This is a genomic window from Bacillus sp. ABR (genome assembly GCF_056172715.1).
The window spans coordinates 275,746-299,430 of the sequence record NZ_JAOYSL010000003.1 but is presented as its reverse complement, the minus strand read 5'-3'; the positions used below and the strand labels follow the sequence as shown (position 1 = coordinate 299,430).

Sequence of the window (23,685 nt, the reverse complement as noted above, 5' to 3'; positions counted from 1 at the left end):
ATTAACGCGACGGAGGTGAAGAAATGTCAGGAGAAGTGCTTTCCCAGAATGAGATCGACGCATTATTATCCGCCATCTCAACAGGCGAAATGGATGCAGAAGAGCTGAAAAAAGAAGAAACGACGAAAAAAGTGAAAGTGTATGACTTTAAACGTGCACTGCGCTTTTCAAAAGACCAGATTCGAAGTTTAACAAGGATTCATGATAACTTCGCTAGACTGCTCACCACTCACTTTTCAGCGCAGCTAAGATCATATATTCAAATTACTGTCAGCTCGGTTGACCAAGTACCATACGAAGAATTTATTCGTTCGATTCCTAATATGACATTATTAAACTTATTTTATGTCAGCCCGCTTGAAGGAAGAATCATGCTTGAAGTAAACCCAACAATCGGCTATGCGATGATGGACAGGCTGATGGGCGGGATTGGCATTAGTCATAATAAGACAGAATCACTTACAGAAATTGAAACAAAGATTATCTCAAACATGTTTGAGGGAGCTTTGGAAAATTACAGAGAAGCGTGGCAGTCCATAACCGACATCGAGCCTGAAATGGCAGATTTCGAGGTAAATCCCCAGTTTGTTCAAATGGTGTCACCAAACGAAACAGTTGTCGTCATTTCTCTTAATACACAGATTGGCGAGGTAAGCGGGGTTATTAACCTATGTATTCCTCACGTTGTATTAGAGCCTATTATTCCGAAGCTGTCTGTACACTACTGGATGCAGTCTGAACGAAATGAACCAAAACAGCAAGAGACAAAGGCCATTGAAAAACGGATTATGAAGGCAAAAATACCGGTAGTCGCAGAGCTGGGACAATCGGAAATGACGGTGGAAGAGTTTTTGAATTTGGAAATTGGTGATTGTATTGCCTTGGACAAACCAGTAAATGCGCCTCTTACTGTTATGGTCGGAAATAAACCGAAATTCTTGGGACAGGCCGGCCGCGTGAATCGGAAACAGGCGATTCAAATTCTAGATCACGACATAAGAGGTGAAGAAGATGGAGAATAACGGAAGTAAATTATCACAAGACGAAATCGATGCGCTCCTTAAAGGAGGCAGCAATGACGATATAGAGCCTGATACAATCCTTTCTGCAATGGAGCAAGATGCCATTGGAGAAATCGGTAATATTTCATTTGGCAGCTCTGCAACAGCACTTTCAACCCTATTAAATCAAAAAGTGGAGATTACAACTCCAACGGTTACAGTAATTCAAAAAAGTAAGCTGAATGAGGAATTTCCTCATCCGTATGTCGCTATTGAAGTGAATTATACAGAGGGCTTCAGCGCAAGTAACCTGCTTGTTATCCAGCAAACAGATGCAGCAGTCATTGCGGACTTAATGATGGGCGGAGACGGCACAAATGCTGACCCTTCTTTAAGCGAAATTCATTTAAGTGCAGTGCAAGAAGCGATGAACCAAATGATGGGTTCTGCTGCGACGTCTATGTCGACAGTCTTTAATAAAAAGATTGATATTTCTCCGCCGCGCGTCGAATTACTTGATGTGAAAGAAGGAGAAGGGACAGACCGCATTCCAGCTGAAGAAATGCTTGTCAAAGTATCCTTCAGATTAACAATAGGTGAACTGATCGATTCAAATATTATGCAGCTTTATCCTATTACATTTGCGAAGGATTTAATCGCAGAATTAACAGTCCCTGCGCAAGAAGAAGAGCCTGTTCAAGAAGCTCAAGTGAGCACACCTGAACCTCAGCCGGCAGCAACGCAAACGCAGTCTGCCCCAGCGCAGCAAGCGGCACCGCCGAAAAGACAGGCGAAGCCGGCAGCACCTGTAAATGTGGCGCCAGTCGAATTTGAAGCGTTCAGTGAGCCTCAGCATACAACAAGCCAGCTTGGAAATCTTGATATGCTGATGGACATTCCGCTTTCCATTACGGTGGAACTTGGAAGAACTCAGCGCAGTGTGAAAGAAGTTCTTGAGCTTTCAGCTGGAAGTATCATTGAACTGGACAAACTTGCTGGTGAGCCAGTAGACATTCTAGTTAACAAACGAATCGTCGCCAAAGGGGAAGTCGTTGTCATTGATGAGAACTTTGGTGTTCGTGTGACTGACATTTTAAGCCAGTCAGAAAGACTTTCTAATTTAAAATAAACAAACATACAGGGAGAGAATAAGTAAATGGCTACTAAGGTATTAATCGTAGATGATGCAGCATTCATGAGAATGATGATCAAGGATATTCTTGTAAAAAACGGATTTGATGTAGTAGGAGAAGCAGAAAACGGCGCACAAGCAGTTGAAAAATACAAAGAAACATCTCCTGATCTTGTCACAATGGATATCACAATGCCAGAAATGGACGGAATCACTGCACTAAAAGAAATTAAACAAATCGATGCTTCTGCAAAAATCATCATGTGTTCTGCAATGGGACAGCAGTCAATGGTTATTGACGCGATCCAAGCAGGCGCAAAAGACTTTATCGTGAAGCCATTCCAGGCAGACCGTGTACTTGAAGCAATTAATAAAACGTTAGGCTAAAAAAGGGTGTAAGATTTGTTGAAAAAACGTTTGATATGTATAGCAATGATCAGTTTTATGCTTTTCTTGACGATGCAGCCTGCCTCACTGTTTGCTGAAACGAAAGATCCTGAGAATGGCACAGTGAATGACTGGCTCAAAGATGAGAAAGAAAGCAAAAAGGATACAGAGAAGAAAACCACTGACAATCAAACGAATCCGGCAGAAGAAGTTCCCTCTTCTTCTGTCTCCATTATGGATTTTGTCAAAATGATTGGTGCCTTACTATTTGTCATCCTGCTTATTTATGGATTGGTGAGATTTGTTGGTAAGCAAAACCGCTTACTCAAACCATTTCGCTATGTTGAAAATATTGGCGGAACGACAGTCGGACAAAACCGTTCAGTCCAGCTGATCAAGGTGGGCAAACGAGTATTAGTTGTCGGCGTAGCAGATTCAATCCAGCTGCTAAAAGAAATTGATGATGAACAAGAATGTGAAGCAATCGTAAAACAATATGAAGAAGCGATGGAGAGTAAGACCGATTTACCAAAAATGGTTCAAAAATTCACCTCGCAGGTAAAGAAACATGATCAGCCGACCACTTCTTCTTTTTCAGCCAATTTAAAGGCGCAGCTAGCCGAATTGAAAAAGACCCAATCAGAAGTCAGAAAGAAAGGCCCGAAACAAAATGAATGAGTTTATCGATTTATTTAATTCCAGCGGTGCAGGAAATATTAGCACATCTGTCCGTCTTCTATTACTTTTAACTGTATTTTCGGTTGCACCGGGCATTCTCATTTTAATGACGTGTTTTACACGGATTGTGATTGTTCTTTCATTTGTCAGAACATCACTTGCAACCAACTCAATGCCGCCAAACCAAGTGCTTGTTGGACTTGCTTTGTTTCTCACATTTTTTATCATGGCACCCACGTTCTCACAGATTAATAAAGAGGCGCTCACGCCGCTTTTAAATGATGACATCACGTTAAATCAGGCATATGAAAAAGCCGAAGTGCCTATTAAAGAGTTTATGAGTAAACATACAAGACAGAAAGATTTGGCTTTATTTCTTAGCTACGCAAAAATGGATACACCTGAATCGATTAAAGATATTCCATTAACGGCGATGGTTCCCGCTTTTGCCATCTCAGAATTAAAGACGGCATTTCAAATTGGTTTTATGATCTTTATTCCATTTTTAATTATTGACATGGTGGTCGCAAGTGTTCTGATGTCAATGGGGATGATGATGCTTCCGCCGGTTATGATATCACTCCCTTTCAAAATATTGTTATTTGTTTTAGTCGATGGATGGTATTTGATAGTTAAATCTTTGCTGCAAAGCTTTTAGAGTAGGTGCTTAAAACATGAGTTCAGAATTTGTCATTACGATGGCTGAAAGATCAGTGTATGTAGTATTGCTTGTGAGTGGGCCGCTTCTAGCGCTCGCACTCATTGTGGGACTGATTGTCAGTGTGTTTCAGGCGACAACCCAAATTCAAGAACAGACGCTTGCGTTTATTCCTAAGATTGTTGCAGTACTCATTGGACTCGTTGTGTTTGGTCCATGGATGCTTTCAACAATTGTGTCTTTTACGACAGAACTGTTCTCGAATTTAGATCGATTTGCAGGTTAAGCAGAGATGTCAATCATAGAATTATTCCCTGCTTTTCTTTTAGTTTTTATTCGGATCACCGCTTTTTTTGTGACAGTACCGCTTTTAGCGCATAGAACGATCCCAGCTGTACACAGAGTTGGATTCTCACTGTTTTTAGCTGTCATTAGTTTTAGCACCATAAAAGAACCGCCAGCACTTGACATCGACGGTCTTTATATGATGCTTGCGGTGAAAGAAGCAATGGTCGGTCTGCTGCTTGGGCTGATTGCATACATCATGGTGTCCGCTGTTCAAATTGCCGGCTCATTCATTGATTTTCAAATGGGTTTTGCGATTGCCAATATTATCGATCCGCAAACAGGGGCGCAGACGCCGCTGATGGGACAGTTTTTTTATACGGTCACACTGCTGTTGATGCTGGCAACAAACGCACATCACCTGCTGCTTGATGGAATCTATTACAGCTTTCAATACATTGCAGTTGATCAATACGCGCTGAATTTCGGCAGTGAATCCTTTGCTTACTTTATCGCAAAGAGCTTCAACCAAATGTTTATCATTGCCTTTCAAATCTCGGCACCTGTAGTGGCAAGTCTGTTTTTAGTCGATTTGGCACTGGGAATTGTGGCACGTACAGTTCCACAAATGAACGTATTTGTGGTTGGACTTCCTATTAAAATGGGTGTGAGTTTTATTATGATCATCATCTGTATGGGCGTCATCTTCGGTGTTGTCCAAAATACATTTGAAACGATTGTACTCACCATGAGGAATTTCTTAGCATTGGTCGGTGGTTCGTCATGATGACAAGACTTAGACTAGACTTGCAATTTTTCGCAGGTGAAAAAACAGAAAAAGCAACGCCGAAAAAAAGACGGGATTCACGTAAAAAAGGACAGGTTGCCAAAAGTACCGACGTCAATACAGCCATCTCATTTCTATTAATCTTTTTATCATTCTTTTTTATTGGGCCTTTTATGAAAGAGCGGATTATCGCGCTCATTGAACGTTTTTATTCAACAACTATGCTAATGAAGGTTAGCACATCTAATATTCATCAATTATTCTTGGAATTGCTTCAGGAAACAGGGATCCTCCTTATGCCAATCCTTGGTGTTGGTATGCTGGCAGGCGTTCTCAGTAACTATTTACAAGTCGGCTTTCTCTTTTCGACAGAAGTGATTCAACCGAAATTAGAAAAGCTTGACCCAATCAAAGGATTTAAACGAATATACAGTATTCGAGCCCTCGTAGAGCTATTAAAATCCATTTTGAAAATTGGCTTTGTTGGCTTTGCGACATTTATTGCTCTTTGGATGCACTTTGATGAAATTCTGCGGCTTCCTTTATTAACAGCAGAGGAAACCCTTCATTTCGTCGCAAATATGACCTTGATTATGGGGCTGTATGCTGCTGGTGCTCTTCTGATCTTGGCAGGGCTTGATTATATGTATCAGAAATTTGATTATGAAAAAAACTTGCGGATGTCCAAACAAGACATCAAAGATGAGTATAAAAAATCAGAGGGTGACCCGCTCATCAAATCAAAGATTAAACAGCGTCAGCGGGAAATGGCCATGAGACGGATGATGCAGGAAGTCCCAAAAGCGGACGTCATCATTACAAACCCAACCCACTATGCCATTGCTTTAAAGTATGACGAAGAAAAAATGGACGCGCCCTATGTTGTAGCAAAGGGAACGGATATTTTGGCTTTGAAAATTAGAACGATTGCGAAAGAACATGATGTCATGACTGTAGAGAACAGGCCGCTTGCCCGCGCGCTCTATGATCAGGTCGACATCGACCAAGCGGTGCCAGAAGAATACTTTAAGGCTATCGCAGAAATTTTAGCTTACGTCTATAAAACGAAACAAAAGATTTTATGAATTTTTGGTTTTAAAAGGAGAGAACAGGCATGTCAGCAAGAGATTTATCTGTTTTATTCAGTGTTATTTTAATTGTGGCGATGCTGGTCATACCGTTTCCGCCCGTTTTATTAAGTATTTTAATCATTATTAATATTTCTCTTGCGCTTATCGTGCTTCTCACCACAATGAACATGCAAGAACCACTGCAATTTTCAATTTTTCCATCATTGCTTTTGCTCTTAACGCTGTTTCGTTTAGGGCTTAACATCTCTACAACACGTTCTATTCTTTCAACAGGAGATGCTGGGAAAGTTGTCGAAACGTTCGGTTCATTTGTTGTTGGAGGAAATATCCTCGTTGGTCTTGTTGTTTTCCTTATCCTGATCATCATTCAGTTTATTGTTATCACAAAAGGGGCAGAGCGTGTATCAGAGGTTGCGGCAAGATTTACACTCGATGCGATGCCAGGTAAACAAATGAGTATTGACGCAGATTTAAATGCAGGAATGCTGACAGAAAGTGAAGCAAGAAATCGCCGTGAAAAAGTAGCGAGAGAAGCAGACTTTTATGGAGCGATGGATGGTGCCAGTAAGTTCGTAAAAGGGGACGCCATCGCAGGTATTATCATCGTCATCATCAATATTATATTTGGAATCATTATCGGGATGCTTCAGCAAGGCATGTCGATTCAAGAATCAGCTTCACACTTTACCCTATTAACGGTAGGAGACGGAATCGTTTCGCAAATTCCGGCACTCCTCATTTCAACGGCGACAGGGATTGTTGTGACTAGAGCAGCTTCTAATGGAAACCTTGGGTCAGACATTACAGGTCAGCTCTTCGCATTCCCAGCCATGCTTTATGTGACAGCGGGCACGATCTTCCTTCTTGGGCTGTTTACGCCAATCGGCATACTTTTGACAGGGCCGATCGCAGGTTTACTTGCACTTGGCGCATACATGATGTCGAAAAACAAACAAGACCAAGAAGAAATTGAAGAGGTACTGGAGGAACAGGCAGAGGTAGAAGAGATGAAAAGTCCAGAAAGCGTTATTCATCTCCTGCAAATGGATGCCATTGAATTTGAATTTGGCTACGGCCTCATCCCGCTCGCTGATGCAAACCAGGGCGGTGACCTGTTAGACCGAATTGTGATGATCCGAAGGCAGCTTGCCCTCGAACTGGGTCTTGTCATTCCAGTCGTCCGGATCCGGGACAATATTGCACTGAACCCAAATGAATACCGATTGAAAATTAAAGGGAACGAAGTAGCAAAAGGGGAGCTGCTGCTTGATCACTACTTAGCGATGTCCCCAACGCCTGATGATGATCCAATTGAAGGGATTGAAACAATCGAACCATCCTTTGGACTGCCGGCTAAATGGATATCCGAAGCAGAAAAAGATCAGGCTGAGATGCTAGGCTATACGGTTGTGGACCCAGCATCTGTCGTGTCTACTCACATCACAGAGAAGATTAGACAAAACACACACGAACTGCTCGGACGCCAAGAAACGAAGCAATTAATCGATCATCTGAAAGAAAGTTATCCTGTCTTAGTGGATGAGGTAACGCCAAATCCGCTGGCAGTCGGTGATATTCAAAAAGTACTGGCGAAGCTGCTGAAAGAAAAGGTCTCTATCCGAAACCTTGTCACCATTTTTGAGACGCTTGCAGACTACGGAAAATTAACGACTGATACAGATTTATTAACAGAGTATGTCAGACAGGCCCTGGCAAGACAGATTACCGCACAGTATGCAAGAGAAGATGAATCACTCAAAGTCGTGACATGCTCAGGCCGAGTAGAAAAGGTGATTGCAGACAGCGTTCAGCAAACAGAGCATGGCAACTACTTATCGTTAGATCCAGAATCCTCTGAAAGTGTGATTCAATCAGTGGCGAGAGAAATTGAACAGCTTTCGCTTCGTCAGGAAACGCCGGTTCTATTATGCTCACCTCCTATAAGAATGTACGTGAAGCAGTTGTTAGAAAGATATTTCCCAGATTTACCGGTACTATCTTATAACGAACTAGAAGCGAATGTGGAAGTACAGAGCATCGGAGTGGTGGATATCTAATGAAAATGAAAAAAATCACAGCAAATTCTATGCAGGAGGCAACGATTCAAATCAGGCAGCAGCTTGGGAAAGATGCCGTTATTTTAAATTCCAAAACCGTTGTCAAACGCAAACTGTTTGGTTTAAAGAAACAGCAAATGGTCGAAGTGATTGCAGTGCTGGATCAAGATTTCGAAGAAAGAGCTGGTAAAGGGTTAAACCCTGTGCCGCCTCTTCCAGTGTTACCAAAAAAGGAACAAGTTCAAAAGCAGCCCGAAGAGCCATCCTTTGCTCCCAAAGCGGCGAAACCAGCGCATACTCATACTCAGCCTTTAGAATATGTGAGGAATGAACGGCATGCTGGTATTCTGCCTGAACCTCTCGTAGCAATCGATCAAAAGCTAAAGGATCAAGGTCTTGATGATGCTATTCGAGACGAATGCCTGAAAGGTCTTTTAACAAAGGGCGCGGTTAAAGAAGATCACATAGAAAAAGAACTTGAACAACTGCTGACAGATATGCTACCAGCTAAAACCTCTGATGAGCCGATGATTTCTTCAAAATACATTGTACTGTTCGGTTCAACTGGAGCTGGTAAAACGACAACGATTGCAAAGCTGGCTGCTAAAACAGCCATTCAGCAGCAAAAAAAGATCGCTTTTATTACAACTGATACGTACCGGATTGCAGCGATCGAACAGCTGAAAACATATGCTGAACTGCTGAATGCACCGCTTGAGGTTTGTTATTCGAGAGAGGATTTTGTAAAAGCTCAAGAGACCTTTAAAGAGTATGATCATATTTTCATCGATACAGCAGGCCGTAACTTTAAAGAAGAAGCGTATATCAAAGAGCTGACCGACATTATTCCATTTGATGAGAGCATTCAAAGTTTTCTCGTGATGAGTGCTACATCAAAATATCAAGACATGAAAGCCATGGTCAAGCGCTTTGAACACGTTCCAATCGATCAATTCATTTTTACAAAAGTAGATGAAACGGACACGATGGGAACCATTTTTCAAATCATTGCTGACTCTCAAATCAAACTTGGTTTTTTAACAAATGGCCAAAATGTGCCTGAGGATATTCTTGAAGGTTCTCCTCGTGAACTTACAAGGATGGTTTTACAATCATGAAGCCCGACCAAGCAGAAGGGTTAAGAAAACTAGTTCAGCAGAGTCAAATGATCACACCGGCTCCTCATAACGTCAACGGACAGGCAAAAACCATTGCCGTTATGAGCGGCAAAGGCGGGGTAGGTAAATCGAATTTGACACTGAATATGGCACTGTCTATCGCAAGCACAGGCAAAAGAGTGTTAGTAATCGATCTTGATTTTGGGATGGGGAATATTGATATTTTACTAGGGAAAACATCGACTAGCTCTATATTAGATGTTCTCGTTAGAAAAAAATCCTTCCAAGCAGCTATGACAAAAGGAACGGATAACCTATATTACATTTCTGGCGGAAGCGGCCTTGAACAGCTGTTTTCTTTAGATAAAGATCAATGGTCGTTCTTTTTGGAAGAGATGGAAAAAATGATGCAGGGCTTCGATTGTATATTCTTTGATATGGGTGCCGGGCTGTCAAAAGATCAGCTGCCATTTGTCTTATCAGCAGGAGAAGTAGTCGTTGTGACTACGCCAGAGCCAACATCCATCATGGATGCCTACAGCGCAATTAAACACTTAGCCATTCATCAGTTTGAACGGTCTGTGCAAATCATTGTCAACCGGTGTAAAACCCCGTCAGAAGGGTCTGAAACCTACCGGAAATTAGCAGGAGTGGTCACAAGTTTTCTTCACAGAAAACTTGTATTCGCTGGCGCTGTGCCTGATGATCCTGCGGTTCCTAAAGCAGTATCAGAACAAATTCCATTTTATATGAAGCAGCCTCATTCAAGGCTGAGTAAAACCATTAAGATGCTGGCAGAAACACTATATCATCAGCAGATAAGAGAGGCACGGAGAGAACAGCATACGTTTATAGATAAGTTGTCCTCTTTTTTTAAAAGGAGGAAGGTGGACTCATGATTAGAGTGCTAGTAGTAGATGACTCGGCCTTTATGAGAAAACTCATTAGTGATTTTCTAAGTGCTGAGCAAGAAATTGAAGTCGTCGGAACGGCGCGAAATGGGGAAGATGCCTTAAAACGGATCAAGGAACTGAATCCAGATGTTGTCACATTAGATGTGGAAATGCCTGTTTTAAATGGAACAGAAGCATTAAAACAAATTCTGGCTGAACACGACCTTGCCGTAATTATGGTGTCAAGCCAGACAAAGCAAGGAAAAGATTTAACCATCCATTGCTTAGAACTCGGTGCTTTCGACTTTGTGACAAAACCTTCGGGAAGTATTTCGCTCGATTTGCACAAAGTGAGAGGGCAAATTGTAGAGCGGGTACTTGCGGCAGGACTGTCAAGGAAACGCACTGAAGAGAAGGTGTCTCCTAAGCCGGTGATAAAGCCGCCAAGTCCAGTGGCTGCACCCCGTCTGCAAACAGTAAAAGGCGCCTCACTCCGAAAGATTATTTCTATCGGAACATCTACAGGAGGGCCAAGGGCACTTCAACGAGTCGTAACGAAGCTGCCTAAGGACATAGAGGCACCTATATTGATTGTGCAGCATATGCCGGCAGGATTTACGGCATCACTTGCTGCTAGGTTAGACCATTTATCACAAATTACGATTAAAGAAGCGCAAGATGGAGACATCGCGAAAAATGGAGTGGCTTACATAGCTCCTGGTGGAATGAATATGTCACTTCATGACCAAGGGGGATCACTTGTTATCAGGCTGTCCCCTGAAGACACGGAAAGCCGGCACAAACCATCTGTTAACTATTTATTTGAATCCATCAGCAATATAAAGGGTTACGAGAAAATCGCTGTCATTATGACAGGCATGGGCAGTGACGGTACGGAAGGTGTCAAAAAAATGGTCGCAAGCGGTCATACGAAAGTCATTGCAGAAAAAGAAGAATCATGTGTTGTTTTCGGAATGCCTAAATCAGTCATTAAAGCAGGCCTTGCACATGAAACAAGGCATGTGGATGACATCGCACATGCAATTATAAGCTCCATGAAAAAAGAGAGGGCGTGAACACGTTGGATGTAAACCAATACTTAGATATCTTTTTAGATGAAAGCAGAGAACACTTACAAACTTGTAATGAAAAACTTCTTGATTTAGAAAAGAACCCAACCGACTTGCAGCTAGTGAATGATATATTCAGAGCAGCTCATACATTGAAAGGCATGAGTGCAACGATGGGCTTTGATGATATGGCTCACTTAACGCATCATTTAGAAAACATGTTTGATGCTATCCGTAATGAACAAATGATTGTCACTCCTGAGTCAATGGATACGATGTTCGAAGCACTCGATCATCTTGAAGCAATGGTTCAATCGATTGCAGAAGGAGGAGACGGGAAACGTGATGTCACTGAGATTAGTAAAAAGCTAGATGTGACAGGAAGCCATGCTGAGGCAGCTTCTAGCGTTGAAACAGCAGATGCATCAGCAGCTGCTAATGACTTAGATTATAACGAATTTGAACGAACGGTTCTTGATGAAGCGAGAGAGCAAGGCTTTAAATGCTATGAACTCAACGTGACATTAAGCGAAGCGTGCTTACTAAAAGCCGTTCGTGTCTATATGATTTTTGAAAGACTAAATGAAGCAGGCGAGGTTGTCAAAACCGTTCCGAATGCAGAGCTGTTAGAATCAGAAGATTTCGAATCAGAATTCAGCATTTCTTATCTTTCTAAACTGCCGATGGACGAAGTGCAGAAAATCGTCACGGCGATCTCAGAGGTTGAGAAGGTTGAGATCTCTGAAGTCTCCGCATTTGATGAAGTAGCTCCGGCTGAAAAACAAGAGGCGCAGCCTGAACAGAAAAAAGAAGAAGTCTCCGTTCCTGCTGCGAAAGCGCCAGCAAATGATGCACCAAAAGCAAATGGCAATAACGGTGCAGCTGCTGGCGGAACAAAAACAATTCGTGTCAACATCGACCGTCTAGATTCTCTAATGAATCTATTTGAAGAACTTGTGATTGATAGAGGCCGATTAGAACAGATTGCCAAAGAACTAGAAAATAACGAACTCACAGACACAGTCGAAAGAATGACACGTATTTCTGGAGACCTGCAATCAATCATCCTGAACATGAGAATGGTACCTGTGGAAACTGTCTTTAACAGATTCCCGCGTATGATTCGTCAATTGACGAAAGAGCTTAATAAGAAAATCGAACTTATTATTGAGGGTGCTGAGACAGAGCTTGATCGAACAGTCATCGACGAGATTGGAGATCCGCTCTTGCACTTACTTAGAAACAGTCTAGATCACGGGATTGAATCACCAGAAGAACGTGTGAAAAAAGGCAAGCCGGAAAAAGGTACGGTTCTATTAAAAGCGTATCATAGCGGAAACCATGTCTTCATTGAAGTAGAAGATGATGGAGGCGGGATTAACCGTAAAAAGGTGCTTGAAAAAGCATTAGAGCGCGGAGTTATTACAGAAAGAGAAGCAGAAACGCTTGAAGATCATCAAATTGATTCATTGATCTTTGCAGCAGGCTTCTCTACAGCTGACACGATTTCTGACATCTCAGGCCGCGGTGTAGGTCTTGACGTTGTGAAAAACAAGCTGGAATCACTTGGCGGATCTGTGAGTATTAACTCAACAGAGGGACAGGGCTCCCTATTCTCGATCCAGCTTCCGCTGACACTATCGATTATTTCCGTTCTTCTTGTAAAACTGGAAGAGGAAACATTTGCGATTCCGATTTCTTCTATTATTGAAACGGCTGTCATTAAGAAAAGTGACATCCTGCAAACGCATGATCGTGAAGTGATTGATTTCCGCGGATTTATCGTACCGGTCGTGTACTTGAAGAAACAATTCCACGTACCAAATGCGAATGAATTAGAGGAAGAGCTGCACATCATTGTTGTTCGTAAAGGAGACAAGCTGACAGCATTTGTGGTCGATTCATTTATTGGTCAGCAAGAGGTTGTATTGAAATCACTAGGAGATTATCTGCCAAACGTATTTGCGATATCCGGCGCAACGATCCTAGGTGACGGTCAAGTTGCACTCATCGTTGACTGTAATGCACTGATCAAGTAAAAAACAATAGAGGAGCGGTCTGAAATGAGTACAGATATCAAAACTGGCGAAAAGATGATTGTGTTTATCGTAAACAAAAAAGAATACGCCATTTCAGTATCAGAAGTAAAGTCCATTGAAAAATGGCAGCAGCCGACAAGAGTTCCTGGCGTTGCCCCTTATATATGCGGTGTTATTAATTTACGCGGTGTCGTGACACCTGTCATTGACCTGAGAGTCAGACTTGGTTCTACTGACAACGAGATTACAGATGAAACAAGAATGATCATTGTACAAGTTGGTGATATTGAAGTCGGCTGGATTGTTGATGAAGCAAATGATGTCATAACCGTCCATCAGGAAGAAGTAGAATCTTCTCCTGAATCTGCTGAAAAAGAAGGACAGTCATGGGTGACAGGTATTATTAAGCATGATCAGCGTCTTTTCAATATCATTCATGCTGGTGCTGTCCTCGACAAGAGCGTTCAAGGTGCACCTGTTCATTAAGGGGGATGTGAAATGAGCATTTTCAACGAAATTAAAGATGAACAGCTAGATATTTTAGGAGAGGTTGGGAATATCGGGGCAGGCCACGCAGCGTCTGCTCTTGCCAACCTATTGGATCGCAAAATTGATATGGCTGTTCCTTTTGTCAAGGTTCTCTCGTTTGAAGATTTAATGGATTTCTTTGGCGGTGCAGACCTTCCCGTTGCAAGCATTTTCCTGCGAATGGAAGGAGATTTAACCGGGTCAATCTTTTTCATTATGCCGTTTGAGCAAGCGGAGCAATTTGTAAGAGAGCTTGTCCAGGATCCGACATTTGATATTGATACGATTCATGAACATGAGATGGGGACGTCAGCACTTCATGAACTGGGAAATATTTTAGCAGGCTCTTATTTATCAGCCCTTGCCGATTTAACAAAATTGCAGCTTTACCCAAGTGTTCCAGATGTCACGCTCGATATGTTCGGAGCTGTCATTAGTGAAGGGTTAATGCAATTCAGTCCTCTTGGCGATCAGGCGATTGTGATTGATACATCTATTTTTGATGATCAAAATAAGCAAGAGCTGAAAGGAAATATGTTTCTATTACCAGACTTTGAATCGTTTGAAAAACTATTCAAAGCATTAGGTAACCTATAATGAACGTGCAAATTCCGGCAGTTGTAAAGGTTGGTATTGCGGATGTTCAGCTTGTCAAAACACCGGACCGCATTCGGACATCCGGTCTTGGTTCTTGCGTAGGGCTTGTCTTGTTTGATCAAGAGAAAAAGCTGGCAGGCCTTGTTCATGTTATGCTGCCAGACTCCTCTCTTTCAAAAGGGACGGTGGAGAACTTGGCTAAATATGCAGATACAGGTGTCAAGCATACAATTGATCTGCTCCTAAAAGCAGGCGCACGCAAACATGCGCTAAAGGCAAAACTTGCCGGCGGGGCGGAAATGTTTAAGTTTAAGTCAACCAATGATCTTATGAGAATTGGACCTAGAAACGTTTCAGCTGTGAAAGAACATCTGTCTCTTCATCATATCCCGATTATTAGTGAGGATACAGGCGGAAACAGTGGCCGTACGATTGAATTCGATCCGCTTACGGCAGAGCTTGAGATCCGTACTGTGAAGCAAGGCATTATGAAGATATAACTAAGGAAGTATAGGGGGATAAAGATGCAATCCTTAAATTACGAAGATCAGGCGCTATGGGCTAGATGGAAAGAGTGGAAAGACCCTGCTGCTGGAGATGATCTTATGCGCCGCTATATGCCGCTCGTCACATATCATGTTGGAAGAATTTCCATCGGTCTCCCGAAGTCAGTGCATAAAGAAGACTTGATCAGTCTAGGGATGCTCGGTTTATATGATGCCCTTGAAAAATTTGATCCCGGAAGAGATCTGAAGTTTGATACATATGCATCCTTCAGAATCCGCGGGGCCATCATCGACGGTCTTCGTAAAGAGGACTGGCTGCCTCGTACATCAAGAGAAAAAACAAAAAAAGTAGAAGCGGCTATTGAAAAGCTTGAACAGCGTTATTTGCGTAATGTGACACCGACAGAGGTGGCTGAGGAACTCGGCATGAGTGAACAAGATGTTGTCACAACGATGAATGAAGGATTCTTTGCAAATCTGCTCTCAATCGATGAGAAGCTGCATGATCAAGAAGACGGAGAAAATGTCCAAGTCATGATTCGCGACGAGAAGTCTGTGACTCCAGAAGAGAAAATGCTGAAAGATGAATTAATTGAACAGCTTTCTGAAAAAATCACTGAGCTTTCTGAAAAAGAAAAGCTCGTGATCAGTCTTTTCTATAAAGAAGAATTGACATTAACGGAAATCGGTCAAGTGCTCAATTTATCTACCTCGCGCATTTCGCAAATTCATTCAAAGGCCTTGTTCAAGCTTAAGCATCTGCTTGATAAAGCCATTCAATCTTAAAGAGTTAGTGAGTGAAAAAATATGTTATGGCTGATTAGCTTCATGCTTCATGCTGCACTTATTTATTTTGTGATTATTTTATATACAAGAATGAATTCGCTGAAGGCAACAGAACAAAAACAGCGAGAACTTCTAGAAGAAACGGAAAATACCCTGGCTGCATTTTTGATGGAAGTCAAAGAAGAGAATGACAAACTAACAAAAGTGGCAGCCGCTTCCCCTGATTTTTCTGCTGAAGAGCTGAAATCGGATCTTCAGACACCAAAGCAGCCACAACCACCAATTGAATCCCAGCAATCGGTCGAAAGTGAAGATCCCGTACCAGAGCACCTGTCGGCTCTCCTTAGCGAAGTTGAGGTGCAGGAAGAGAAGGTAAACGAACCCGTTCCACAACTTGAAACAGAGGCTTCTCTGCCTTCTGAAAGTGAAATAGAAGAAACATTCGAGAACCAAGTGAAGACCCTATATGATGAAGGGCGATCACTAGAAGAAATAGCGAAAGAAATGAAAACTGGTAAGACAGAAATCGAGCTTTTATTAAAATTTAGCGGAAAGCTGTAAAGGATTCTTGATTGTCAGTCCATCATGTGTTATATTATTTCTTGGTGTTAAATACACACGCTTAATGATTCGTATGAAGGTGCTGCCGTGGCGCAGTTTTATGTGAACATGACTTAAGCGGAGGAAAAAAAACCATTATATTAGGAGGCAACAAAATGTCAGTTATTTCTATGAAACAATTGCTAGAAGCTGGTGTTCACTTCGGTCACCAAACTCGCCGTTGGAACCCAAAAATGAAGCGTTACATCTTTACAGAGCGTAACGGTATCTACATCATCGACCTTCAAAAAACGGTGAAAAAAGTAGAGGAAGCTTACAACTTCACGAAAAACCTTGCTGCTGACGGAGGAAAAATTCTTTTCGTTGGTACGAAAAAGCAAGCACAAGATTCAGTGAAAGAAGAAGCAATCCGTTCTGGTATGTTCTATGTGAACCAACGCTGGCTTGGTGGAACTTTAACAAACTTTGAAACAATCCAAAAACGTATTAAACGTTTGAAAGATATTGAAAAAATGCAAGAAAATGGTACATTCGAAGTTCTTCCTAAGAAAGAAGTCGTTCAACTGAAAAAAGAATTAGAGCGTCTTGAAAAATTCCTAGGCGGAATCAAAGACATGAAGAGTCTTCCGGATGCACTTTTCATTATCGACCCTCGTAAAGAGCGTATTGCAGTTGCAGAAGCTCGTAAATTGAATATCCCAATCATCGGTATCGTTGACACAAACTGTGATCCAGACGAAATTGATGTTGTGATCCCTGCAAACGATGATGCAATCCGTGCTGTAAAACTTCTAACTGCTAAAATGGCAGATGCGATTCTTGAGTCTAAACAAGGCGAAGAAGAAGCTGTTGTAGAAGAAACGACAGAAACTGAAACAACAACTGCGTAACCTATTCAAAAGGTGATAAGAGGGAAATGCCTTTTATCACCTTTTTTTCACCTAGTAATCCGTGTTTTAACATAGAAGGAGGAAATGTAAAATGGCAATTACTGCTCAATTAGTTAAAGAACTGCGTCAAAAAACTGGTGCAGGTATGATGGACTGTAAAAAAGCGTTAACAGAAACTGATGGTGACATCGAGAAAGCAATCGACCTTCTAAGAGAAAAAGGAATCGCAAAAGCTGCGAAAAAAGCAGACCGTATTGCGGCAGAAGGATTAACTCTTATCAAAACTGATGGCAACACAGGCGTCATCCTAGAAGTGAACTCTGAGACTGATTTCGTTGCGAAAAACGAAGGATTCCAAGCACTTCTTAATGAACTTGCTGATCATTTGCTTGCTGCTAAACCTGCAACAATTGAAGAAGCTCATGCTTCTAAAATGGAAAACGGTTCAACAGTTGAAGAGCATATCACTTCTGCAATTGCGAAAATCGGAGAGAAAATCACTCTACGTCGTTTCTCTGTCATCACAAAAGAAGATAATGCTGCATTCGGTTCTTACCTGCACATGGGCGGACGTATCGGTGTGTTAGCTGTTCTTAACGGAACAACTGACGAAGAGCTTGCAAGAGACATCGCAATGCACGTTGCAGCTGTAAACCCTAAATACATTTCTCGTGACCAAGTGTCAGAAGAAGAAGCAAACCGTGAGCGTGAAGTATTAACTCAGCAAGCGCTTCAAGAAGGAAAGCCTGAAAACATCGTAGCTAAAATGGTAGAAGGCCGTCTAAACAAATTCTTCGAAGAAATTTGCTTACTTGACCAAGCGTTCGTTAAAAACCCAGATGAAAAAGTGAAACAAGTTGTAGCTGCGAAAAATGCAACTGTTCAAACTTATGTTCGCTATGAAGTGGGCGAAGGTATCGAAAAACGTCAAGACAACTTTGCTGAAGAAGTTATGAGCCAAGTGAAAAAATAATGTTTGAAAAGCTCTCTGGGGCTTTTTTAGGGAGCACAAGCACTGTGTTCCCTATTTTTTAGAGGATATTGATTTACAAAAGGCAGTTTCTTACGCATAATAAGAGACGGTATAGTATACACTTGGAGGTTATCATGAGCAAACCGAAATATAATCGCATTGTACTGAAGCTAAGTGGCGAAGCACTAGCGGGTGATGCTGGAAATGGAATTAACCCAACTGTCATTCAATCCATTGCAAAGCAAGTAAAAGAAATTGCAGAGCTTGATGTTGAAGTTGCAGTCGTTGTAGGCGGAGGAAACCTTTGGCGTGGAAAGACAGGCAGTGATCTAGGAATGGATCGTGCAACAGCAGACTACATGGGTATGCTGGCAACAGTGATGAACTCACTGGCGTTACAGGACAGCCTAGAAACGCTTGGCATTCAGTCTAGAGTGCAAACCTCTATCGAAATGAGACAGGTTGCAGAACCATACATAAGAAGAAAAGCGATCCGTCATCTTGAGAAGAAACGTGTCGTCATTTTTGCTGCTGGAACAGGTAACCCTTATTTCTCTACAGATACTACGGCAGCACTTCGAGCAGCAGAAATTGAAGCAGATGTCATTTTAATGGCGAAAAATAATGTAGATGGTGTCTACAGTGCTGATCCTCGTACAGATGCGGATGCAGTAAAATATGATAAGCTTTCATATCTTGATGTACTTAAAGAAGGGCTTGCTGTAATGGATTCTACTGCGTCCTCATTATGTATGGACAATGACATTCCATTAATTGTCTTCTCCATTATGGAAGAAGGAAATATTAAACGTGCCGTAAATGGCGAATCAATCGGAACGATCGTGAGGGGGAAATAACGTGTCAAAAGAAGTGTTGAACCAAACGAAAGAAAAAATGGAAAAAGCTGTACAAGCATACGGACGTGAGCTTGCAACTGTTCGTGCAGGCCGTGCAAATGCTTCACTGCTTGATAAAGTGACAGTTGATTATTACGGTGCACAAACACCTCTTAACCAAATTGCGTCAATCACAGTGCCAGAAGCACGTATGCTGATTATCACACCTTACGATAAAACAGCAATCGGTGATATCGAAAAAGCGATCCAAAAGTCTGATCTTGGCATCACGCCAACAAGTGACGGAAATGTGATCCGCATTGCGATTCCTGCGCTGACAGAAGAAAGACGTAAAGAGCTTGTGAAAGTAGTGAAAAAATACTCAGAAGAAGCAAAAGTAGCTGTTCGTAACGTTCGTCGTGATGCAAACGATGATTTGAAAAAGCTTGAGAAAAATGGGGAGATCACTGAAGATGAATTAAGATCATCAACAGAGGATGTCCAAAAATTGACAGATGAATATGTCGCTAAAATTGATGACGTGACGAAAGATAAAGAAAAAGAAATCATGGAAGTTTAAGAAAAAACTATGTACAATAGATAATAGTGAAAAGACCCTCTTCATGTTTACAGGGGGTTTTTTTGTTAATACTGTTGATGACTATATTATTAGCGGGAACGCAACCTTTTTGGGTGATGGAGGAATCTCATGCTCAATATACTCAAAAATTGGAAGAATCAGCAAACAGCAGCTTCCAACTTAGAAAGCCTGACAAAAGAAGACATATTAAATGGAGAAATTCCTGAACATATCGCCATTATCATGGATGGGAACGGAAGATGGGCGAAAAAACGTGCTCTTCCACGGGTAGCAGGTCATCATGAAGGAATGAAAGTCGTCAAGCGCATGACAAAGCTTGCAAATGAGCTGAATGTCAAAGTGCTGACTTTGTATGCTTTCTCTACGGAAAATTGGAAACGTCCAAAACTAGAAGTAGACTTTTTAATGAAACTTCCTGAAGAATTTTTAAACATCTACCTGCCTGAACTCATCGAGGAAAATGTCCGTGTGCGTTTAACAGGTGATCCAGACGGCCTCCCGCAGCATACGAAAAAAGCGGTAGAGAATGCAGTAAAGAGTACGGCAAATAACGACGGACTCGTTTTGAACTTTGCGCTCAACTATGGGGGGCGCACAGAAATCGTCTCCGCATGCAGACAAATTTCTGAAATGGTCAAAGAAGGTAAGCTTCAAGCAGAAGACATCACAGAAGAGATGTTTTCAGCTTATTTAATGACAGAATCTCTTCAAGATCCGGATTTGCTCATTCGCACGAGTGGAGAAATTAGATTAAGCAACTTTATGCTTTGGCAAATTGCTTACAGCGAGTTTGTCTTTACGGATGTGCTTTGGCCTGACTTTTCTGATGAGCACCTTATAGGCGCTATTGGAGAGTACCAGCGCCGCGGCCGGAGGTTCGGTGGAATTTAGAGGGTGGTGCAGATGAAACAAAGAATTTTGACGGGTGTTTTGGCAGCTGCAGTCTTTTTACTTGCTGTGATATATGGACAGATGCCATTTACCCTGCTGATTTATTTAATGGGAAGTGTCGCTCTCTTTGAGCTTTTAAGAATGAAAAAAATCTCGATTTTCAGCTTTCCTGGTATTGTCAGCTTAATATTGCTTTGGCTTTTAATGGGCGGAGACAACAGTTTCTTCCCAAACGTGGACGCATCAAAAATGCAGATTGCTTTATTCGCAGTCTTAATACTTTTAACTTATACAGTTTTGAGCAAAAACTCTTTCACATTCGATGAGGTTGCTTTTGTTGTATTAGCCACATTATATATTGGCGTTAGTTTCTATTATTTTATCCAAATTAGAGGCTTATATGGCATGAGTGCGATCTTCTTCGCAGCAGTGATTATTTGGTCTACTGACTCAGGAGCCTACTTTATTGGGAAATCTATGGGGAAACGAAAGCTTTGGCCAGAAATCAGCCCAAACAAAACAGTAGAAGGATTTATCGGCGGAATCGTCACAGCGGTCGTGTTGTCACTTGTGTTTCAGGCGGTTACAGGATTTTTGCCATCATATCTGCTTGTGATGTTTATTACTCTTTTACTCAGTATCTTTGGACAGCTTGGCGACCTAGTGGAATCTGCTTTAAAGCGTCATTATCACGTGAAGGATTCAGGGACAATTCTCCCTGGCCATGGCGGAATTTTGGACAGGTTTGACAGCTTTTTATTCGTTCTGCCGTTTTTATACTTACTGCTCGCAACGTTTGCCAGCTAACCTCATAGAAACTTATTGAACGAGAGAAGGAGTGGCAATTTGAAATATATTTCGCTATTAGGCGCAACAGGATCAATTGGAGAACAAACGTTAGATGTGATCAGGCAGCACCCGGACAAATTTAAGCTGAAAGCCATGACCTTTGGCAGAAATATAGCAAAAGCGATTCCGATCATTGAGCGCTTTCAGCCTGAATTCGTTGGCTGTGTAGACGAAGAAACCTATCACATGCTAAAAAATCATTCATTTGCATACGGTGTGAAGCTGGCTGCTGGTGATGAAGCCAACATCGAGGCAGCGACCTATGATGCAGTGGACGTAGTGGTTAATGCACTTGTAGGAAGTGTTGGACTTGTTCCAACATTAAAGGCCATTGAACAAAAAAAGACGATTGCACTCGCAAATAAGGAAACACTTGTAACAGCTGGTCATATAGTAAAAGAGTACGCTAAAACATATGATGTACCTTTACTTCCTGTCGATAGTGAGCATTCGGCTATTTTTCAATGCCTGCAAGGTGAACAAGCTAAAAATATTGAACGCTTAATCGTGACAGCTTCAGGTGGTAGTTTCCGAGATAAAAAACGAACTGAACTTGAAGGTGTTACGGTTGAAGAAGCGCTGAACCACCCGAACTGGTCGATGGGAGCGAAAATCACCATTGATTCAGCGACGATGATGAATAAAGGGCTCGAGGTGATCGAGGCACATTGGTTGTTTGATATCCCTTATGAACAAATTGATGTGCTGCTACATAAAGAGAGCATTATCCATTCGATGGTGGAATTTCACGACAAAAGCGTCATGGCTCAGTTAGGAACACCTGACATGAGAGTGCCTATTCAATATGCACTCACATACCCTGACAGGGCGCCGTTACAAGAAGCGAAATCATTGAACCTTTGGGAGATTGGACAATTGAATTTCCAAAAAGCGGATTTTGACAGGTATCGCTGCTTACATTTTGCTTATGAATCAGGTAAAATAGGAGGGACAATGCCTGCTGTACTTAATGCAGCAAATGAAATAGCAGTCGATGCATTTCTGAAAGGCAAAGTAACGTTCCTGCAAATTGAAGAATTGATTGAAAAGGCACTAATTAGACATCATGTGATTTCAACGCCTAGTTTGCAAGATATCCATGAAGTGGACAAAGATACACGAGACTTTGTTCAATCAATCCTCACATAAGGTGGTATGTTCGTGAATACAGTGATTGCGTTTATTATTATTTTTGGAACGCTCGTTTTTTTCCACGAGCTTGGCCATTTAATTATGGCGCAGCGCGCGGGGATTTTATGCCGCGAGTTCGCAATTGGTTTTGGGCCGAAGATTTTCTCCTTTAAACGAAAGGAAACCGTTTATACCATTAGACTCCTCCCTATTGGCGGATTTGTGAAAATGGCTGGAGAAGACCCTGAAGTCATCGAAATTAAACCAGGTCATACAGTGGGGCTCTTATTCAATGAGCAAAATGAAGTAGAAAAGATCATTTTAAATGATAAAGAAAAATATCCTGATGCACTTGTCATCGAAGTTGAGCAGATTGATTTAGATCATGCCATGAGAATCTCGGGATATGAAGCTGGAAATGAAGATATTCTGACTGGCTACAATGTCAGTCAAACAAGCTTCTATATTGCAGATGGTGAAGAGATTCAAATTGCACCATACAATCGTCAATTTGGTTCAAAAACGGTTTGGCAGCGAATTAAAGCTATCGCAGCTGGACCGATCATGAACTTTATACTGGCGTATGTGATTTTGGTTGCTTTAGGCTTTATCCAAGGGGTAACCGTTGATGACCCTGTACTCGGTAAGCTGACAAAAGACGGCCGAGCGGCGGAAGCTGGACTGATGCAGGGAGATCACATCGTGTCCATTAACGGCGAGAAAATGAATTCTTGGACAGACGTCGTTCAAACAGTTCAAAAGAACCCTGAGAAAAAAATGAATGTCGTCATTGACCGAGACGGCAAAGAAAGCACTGTGCAGGTTGTACCAGAAGCTGTGAAAGCTGACGGAAAAAGCATTGGCCGTTTCGGATCATATCCGCCAACGGAAAATGGATTTTTGAAAGTCATTTCATCTTCAGGAACAACTGTCATTTCAACGGCAGGTCTGATCTTAACGAACTTGCAAAAGATTGTCACAGGACAATTTTCACTAGATATGTTAGCAGGTCCTGTTGGAATTTATGACATGACAGGAGAAGTAGCCAAACAAGGTGTGTTAACATTAATGCAGTTTGCGGCGTTCCTCAGTATCAACCTAGGCATCGTGAATTTGTTACCGATTCCTGCATTAGACGGAGGACGTTTACTATTCTTATTTGTTGAAGCCATTCGCGGTAAACCAATTAATCGTGAGAAAGAAGCACTTGTTGTCTTTATTGGTGTTGCTTTCCTCATGCTGTTAATGTTAGTGGTAACGTGGAATGACATCCAGCGGTTATTTTTATAAAAACCATTCTCTCTTGTTTCTCATTCCGGGAAACAAGAGTTTTTGTGAGA

The 23,685-nt window shown here is 41.8% G+C and carries 26 protein-coding genes; all 26 read left to right on the top strand.

Features of this window, described 5'->3' with window-relative positions; genetic code table 11:
- Positions 1–23 precede the first annotated feature (23 nt).
- On the top strand, positions 24–1,022 hold the full coding sequence (gene fliM, locus OIT90_RS11570) for a flagellar motor switch protein FliM (protein ID WP_024424167.1): 999 nt from the start codon (positions 24–26) through the stop codon (positions 1,020–1,022).
- The gene (fliY, locus tag OIT90_RS11565) at positions 1,012–2,130 is read left to right on the top strand and encodes a flagellar motor switch phosphatase FliY (RefSeq protein ID WP_039178540.1); all 1,119 of its coding nucleotides are present in this window, start codon (positions 1,012–1,014) and stop codon (positions 2,128–2,130) included. The genes fliM and fliY overlap by 11 nt, the downstream gene beginning before the upstream one ends.
- Positions 2,131–2,157: 27 nt before the next feature.
- Complete coding sequence (locus OIT90_RS11560; RefSeq protein WP_007499584.1) at positions 2,158–2,520, top strand: response regulator; 363 nt, start codon at positions 2,158–2,160, stop codon at positions 2,518–2,520.
- Between the two features lie 18 nt (positions 2,521–2,538).
- The gene (gene fliZ, locus OIT90_RS11555) at positions 2,539–3,198 is read left to right on the top strand and encodes a flagella biosynthesis regulatory protein FliZ (protein ID WP_039178546.1); all 660 of its coding nucleotides are present in this window, start codon (positions 2,539–2,541) and stop codon (positions 3,196–3,198) included.
- Complete coding sequence (gene fliP, locus OIT90_RS11550) at positions 3,191–3,856, top strand: flagellar type III secretion system pore protein FliP (RefSeq protein WP_008354479.1); 666 nt, start codon at positions 3,191–3,193, stop codon at positions 3,854–3,856. Before fliZ ends, fliP begins: the two co-directional genes overlap by 8 nt.
- Before the next feature lie 16 nt (positions 3,857–3,872).
- Positions 3,873–4,142, top strand: a complete 270-nt coding sequence (gene fliQ / locus OIT90_RS11545) for a flagellar biosynthesis protein FliQ (RefSeq protein WP_003211206.1) — start codon at positions 3,873–3,875, stop codon at positions 4,140–4,142.
- Between the two features lie 6 nt (positions 4,143–4,148).
- Positions 4,149–4,928 carry a flagellar biosynthetic protein FliR gene (gene fliR, locus OIT90_RS11540; protein WP_024426982.1) on the top strand — a complete coding sequence of 260 codons (780 nt, stop codon included), beginning with the start codon at positions 4,149–4,151 and terminating at the stop codon, positions 4,926–4,928.
- Complete coding sequence (gene flhB / locus OIT90_RS11535) at positions 4,925–6,013, top strand: flagellar biosynthesis protein FlhB (RefSeq protein ID WP_039178554.1); 1,089 nt, start codon at positions 4,925–4,927, stop codon at positions 6,011–6,013. The genes fliR and flhB overlap by 4 nt, the downstream gene beginning before the upstream one ends.
- A gap of 29 nt (positions 6,014–6,042) precedes the next feature.
- Complete coding sequence (gene flhA / locus OIT90_RS11530; RefSeq protein WP_039178556.1) at positions 6,043–8,076, top strand: flagellar biosynthesis protein FlhA; 2,034 nt, start codon at positions 6,043–6,045, stop codon at positions 8,074–8,076.
- On the top strand, positions 8,076–9,194 hold the full coding sequence (gene flhF / locus OIT90_RS11525; RefSeq protein WP_144490548.1) for a flagellar biosynthesis protein FlhF: 1,119 nt from the start codon (positions 8,076–8,078) through the stop codon (positions 9,192–9,194). Before flhA ends, flhF begins: the two co-directional genes overlap by 1 nt.
- Positions 9,188–10,093: a MinD/ParA family protein gene (locus OIT90_RS11520; protein ID WP_059375106.1), complete on the top strand. Its 906-nt coding sequence runs from the start codon at positions 9,188–9,190 to the stop codon at positions 10,091–10,093. The genes flhF and OIT90_RS11520 overlap by 7 nt, the downstream gene beginning before the upstream one ends.
- Entirely contained in the window at positions 10,090–11,163 is a 1,074-nt protein-coding gene (locus tag OIT90_RS11515) for a protein-glutamate methylesterase/protein-glutamine glutaminase (protein ID WP_039178562.1), read from the top strand. Before OIT90_RS11520 ends, OIT90_RS11515 begins: the two co-directional genes overlap by 4 nt.
- 5 nt (positions 11,164–11,168) lie before the next feature.
- A complete protein-coding gene (locus tag OIT90_RS11510; RefSeq protein ID WP_474892577.1) occupies positions 11,169–13,196 on the top strand; it encodes a chemotaxis protein CheW in 2,028 nt (675 codons plus the stop codon).
- A gap of 24 nt (positions 13,197–13,220) precedes the next feature.
- On the top strand, positions 13,221–13,682 hold the full coding sequence (locus OIT90_RS11505; RefSeq protein WP_024424157.1) for a chemotaxis protein CheW: 462 nt from the start codon (positions 13,221–13,223) through the stop codon (positions 13,680–13,682).
- A 12-nt stretch (positions 13,683–13,694) separates the two neighbouring features.
- Positions 13,695–14,321 carry a chemotaxis protein CheC gene (locus tag OIT90_RS11500; protein WP_212039819.1) on the top strand — a complete coding sequence of 209 codons (627 nt, stop codon included), beginning with the start codon at positions 13,695–13,697 and terminating at the stop codon, positions 14,319–14,321.
- The gene (locus tag OIT90_RS11495; protein WP_039178568.1) at positions 14,321–14,821 is read left to right on the top strand and encodes a chemotaxis protein CheD; all 501 of its coding nucleotides are present in this window, start codon (positions 14,321–14,323) and stop codon (positions 14,819–14,821) included. Before OIT90_RS11500 ends, OIT90_RS11495 begins: the two co-directional genes overlap by 1 nt.
- A gap of 24 nt (positions 14,822–14,845) precedes the next feature.
- The gene (locus OIT90_RS11490; protein ID WP_024424154.1) at positions 14,846–15,613 is read left to right on the top strand and encodes a FliA/WhiG family RNA polymerase sigma factor; all 768 of its coding nucleotides are present in this window, start codon (positions 14,846–14,848) and stop codon (positions 15,611–15,613) included.
- Between the two features lie 21 nt (positions 15,614–15,634).
- The gene (locus OIT90_RS11485; RefSeq protein ID WP_058837697.1) at positions 15,635–16,174 is read left to right on the top strand and encodes a hypothetical protein; all 540 of its coding nucleotides are present in this window, start codon (positions 15,635–15,637) and stop codon (positions 16,172–16,174) included.
- A gap of 155 nt (positions 16,175–16,329) precedes the next feature.
- On the top strand, positions 16,330–17,064 hold the full coding sequence (rpsB, locus tag OIT90_RS11480) for a 30S ribosomal protein S2 (protein ID WP_024426991.1): 735 nt from the start codon (positions 16,330–16,332) through the stop codon (positions 17,062–17,064).
- A gap of 91 nt (positions 17,065–17,155) precedes the next feature.
- Positions 17,156–18,037 carry a translation elongation factor Ts gene (gene tsf / locus OIT90_RS11475; protein ID WP_034281801.1) on the top strand — a complete coding sequence of 294 codons (882 nt, stop codon included), beginning with the start codon at positions 17,156–17,158 and terminating at the stop codon, positions 18,035–18,037.
- Positions 18,038–18,171: 134 nt separating this feature from the next.
- Entirely contained in the window at positions 18,172–18,894 is a 723-nt protein-coding gene (gene pyrH, locus OIT90_RS11470; protein ID WP_008344767.1) for a UMP kinase, read from the top strand.
- Position 18,895: 1 nt separating this feature from the next.
- Complete coding sequence (gene frr, locus OIT90_RS11465) at positions 18,896–19,453, top strand: ribosome recycling factor (RefSeq protein WP_024424150.1); 558 nt, start codon at positions 18,896–18,898, stop codon at positions 19,451–19,453.
- A gap of 129 nt (positions 19,454–19,582) precedes the next feature.
- Positions 19,583–20,365 carry an isoprenyl transferase gene (locus OIT90_RS11460; protein ID WP_039178577.1) on the top strand — a complete coding sequence of 261 codons (783 nt, stop codon included), beginning with the start codon at positions 19,583–19,585 and terminating at the stop codon, positions 20,363–20,365.
- 12 nt (positions 20,366–20,377) lie between these two features.
- Positions 20,378–21,172 (top strand): phosphatidate cytidylyltransferase, encoded by a 795-nt coding sequence (locus tag OIT90_RS11455; RefSeq protein WP_024424148.1) that lies wholly within the window; start codon positions 20,378–20,380, stop codon positions 21,170–21,172.
- A gap of 39 nt (positions 21,173–21,211) precedes the next feature.
- A complete protein-coding gene (gene dxr, locus OIT90_RS11450) occupies positions 21,212–22,363 on the top strand; it encodes a 1-deoxy-D-xylulose-5-phosphate reductoisomerase (protein ID WP_059375119.1) in 1,152 nt (383 codons plus the stop codon).
- 6 nt (positions 22,364–22,369) lie between these two features.
- A complete protein-coding gene (rseP, locus tag OIT90_RS11445; RefSeq protein ID WP_087975441.1) occupies positions 22,370–23,635 on the top strand; it encodes an RIP metalloprotease RseP in 1,266 nt (421 codons plus the stop codon).
- The last annotated feature ends 50 nt before the right edge of the window (positions 23,636–23,685 follow it).

What these genes read in the sequence shown, in the direction of transcription:
- OIT90_RS11460 (WP_039178577.1), top strand. Translation starts at nt 19,583, where the DNA reads ATGCTCAATATACTCAAAAATTGGAAGAATCAGCAAACAGCAGCTTCC.
- tsf (WP_034281801.1), top strand. Translation starts at nt 17,156, where the DNA reads ATGGCAATTACTGCTCAATTAGTTAAAGAACTGCGTCAAAAAACTGGT.
- fliQ (WP_003211206.1), top strand. Translation starts at nt 3,873, where the DNA reads ATGAGTTCAGAATTTGTCATTACGATGGCTGAAAGATCAGTGTATGTA.
- OIT90_RS11495 (WP_039178568.1), top strand. Translation starts at nt 14,321, where the DNA reads ATGAACGTGCAAATTCCGGCAGTTGTAAAGGTTGGTATTGCGGATGTT.
- OIT90_RS11485 (WP_058837697.1), top strand. Translation starts at nt 15,635, where the DNA reads ATGTTATGGCTGATTAGCTTCATGCTTCATGCTGCACTTATTTATTTT.
- pyrH (WP_008344767.1), top strand. Translation starts at nt 18,172, where the DNA reads ATGAGCAAACCGAAATATAATCGCATTGTACTGAAGCTAAGTGGCGAA.
- OIT90_RS11515 (WP_039178562.1), top strand. Translation starts at nt 10,090, where the DNA reads ATGATTAGAGTGCTAGTAGTAGATGACTCGGCCTTTATGAGAAAACTC.
- OIT90_RS11505 (WP_024424157.1), top strand. Translation starts at nt 13,221, where the DNA reads ATGAGTACAGATATCAAAACTGGCGAAAAGATGATTGTGTTTATCGTA.
- OIT90_RS11560 (WP_007499584.1), top strand. Translation starts at nt 2,158, where the DNA reads ATGGCTACTAAGGTATTAATCGTAGATGATGCAGCATTCATGAGAATG.
- rseP (WP_087975441.1), top strand. Translation starts at nt 22,370, where the DNA reads ATGTTCGTGAATACAGTGATTGCGTTTATTATTATTTTTGGAACGCTC.
- flhF (WP_144490548.1), top strand. Translation starts at nt 8,076, where the DNA reads ATGAAAATGAAAAAAATCACAGCAAATTCTATGCAGGAGGCAACGATT.
- fliM (WP_024424167.1), top strand. Translation starts at nt 24, where the DNA reads ATGTCAGGAGAAGTGCTTTCCCAGAATGAGATCGACGCATTATTATCC.
- flhB (WP_039178554.1), top strand. Translation starts at nt 4,925, where the DNA reads ATGATGACAAGACTTAGACTAGACTTGCAATTTTTCGCAGGTGAAAAA.
- OIT90_RS11500 (WP_212039819.1), top strand. Translation starts at nt 13,695, where the DNA reads ATGAGCATTTTCAACGAAATTAAAGATGAACAGCTAGATATTTTAGGA.
- flhA (WP_039178556.1), top strand. Translation starts at nt 6,043, where the DNA reads ATGTCAGCAAGAGATTTATCTGTTTTATTCAGTGTTATTTTAATTGTG.
- OIT90_RS11455 (WP_024424148.1), top strand. Translation starts at nt 20,378, where the DNA reads ATGAAACAAAGAATTTTGACGGGTGTTTTGGCAGCTGCAGTCTTTTTA.
- OIT90_RS11490 (WP_024424154.1), top strand. Translation starts at nt 14,846, where the DNA reads ATGCAATCCTTAAATTACGAAGATCAGGCGCTATGGGCTAGATGGAAA.
- fliP (WP_008354479.1), top strand. Translation starts at nt 3,191, where the DNA reads ATGAATGAGTTTATCGATTTATTTAATTCCAGCGGTGCAGGAAATATT.
- rpsB (WP_024426991.1), top strand. Translation starts at nt 16,330, where the DNA reads ATGTCAGTTATTTCTATGAAACAATTGCTAGAAGCTGGTGTTCACTTC.
- fliR (WP_024426982.1), top strand. Translation starts at nt 4,149, where the DNA reads ATGTCAATCATAGAATTATTCCCTGCTTTTCTTTTAGTTTTTATTCGG.
- fliY (WP_039178540.1), top strand. Translation starts at nt 1,012, where the DNA reads ATGGAGAATAACGGAAGTAAATTATCACAAGACGAAATCGATGCGCTC.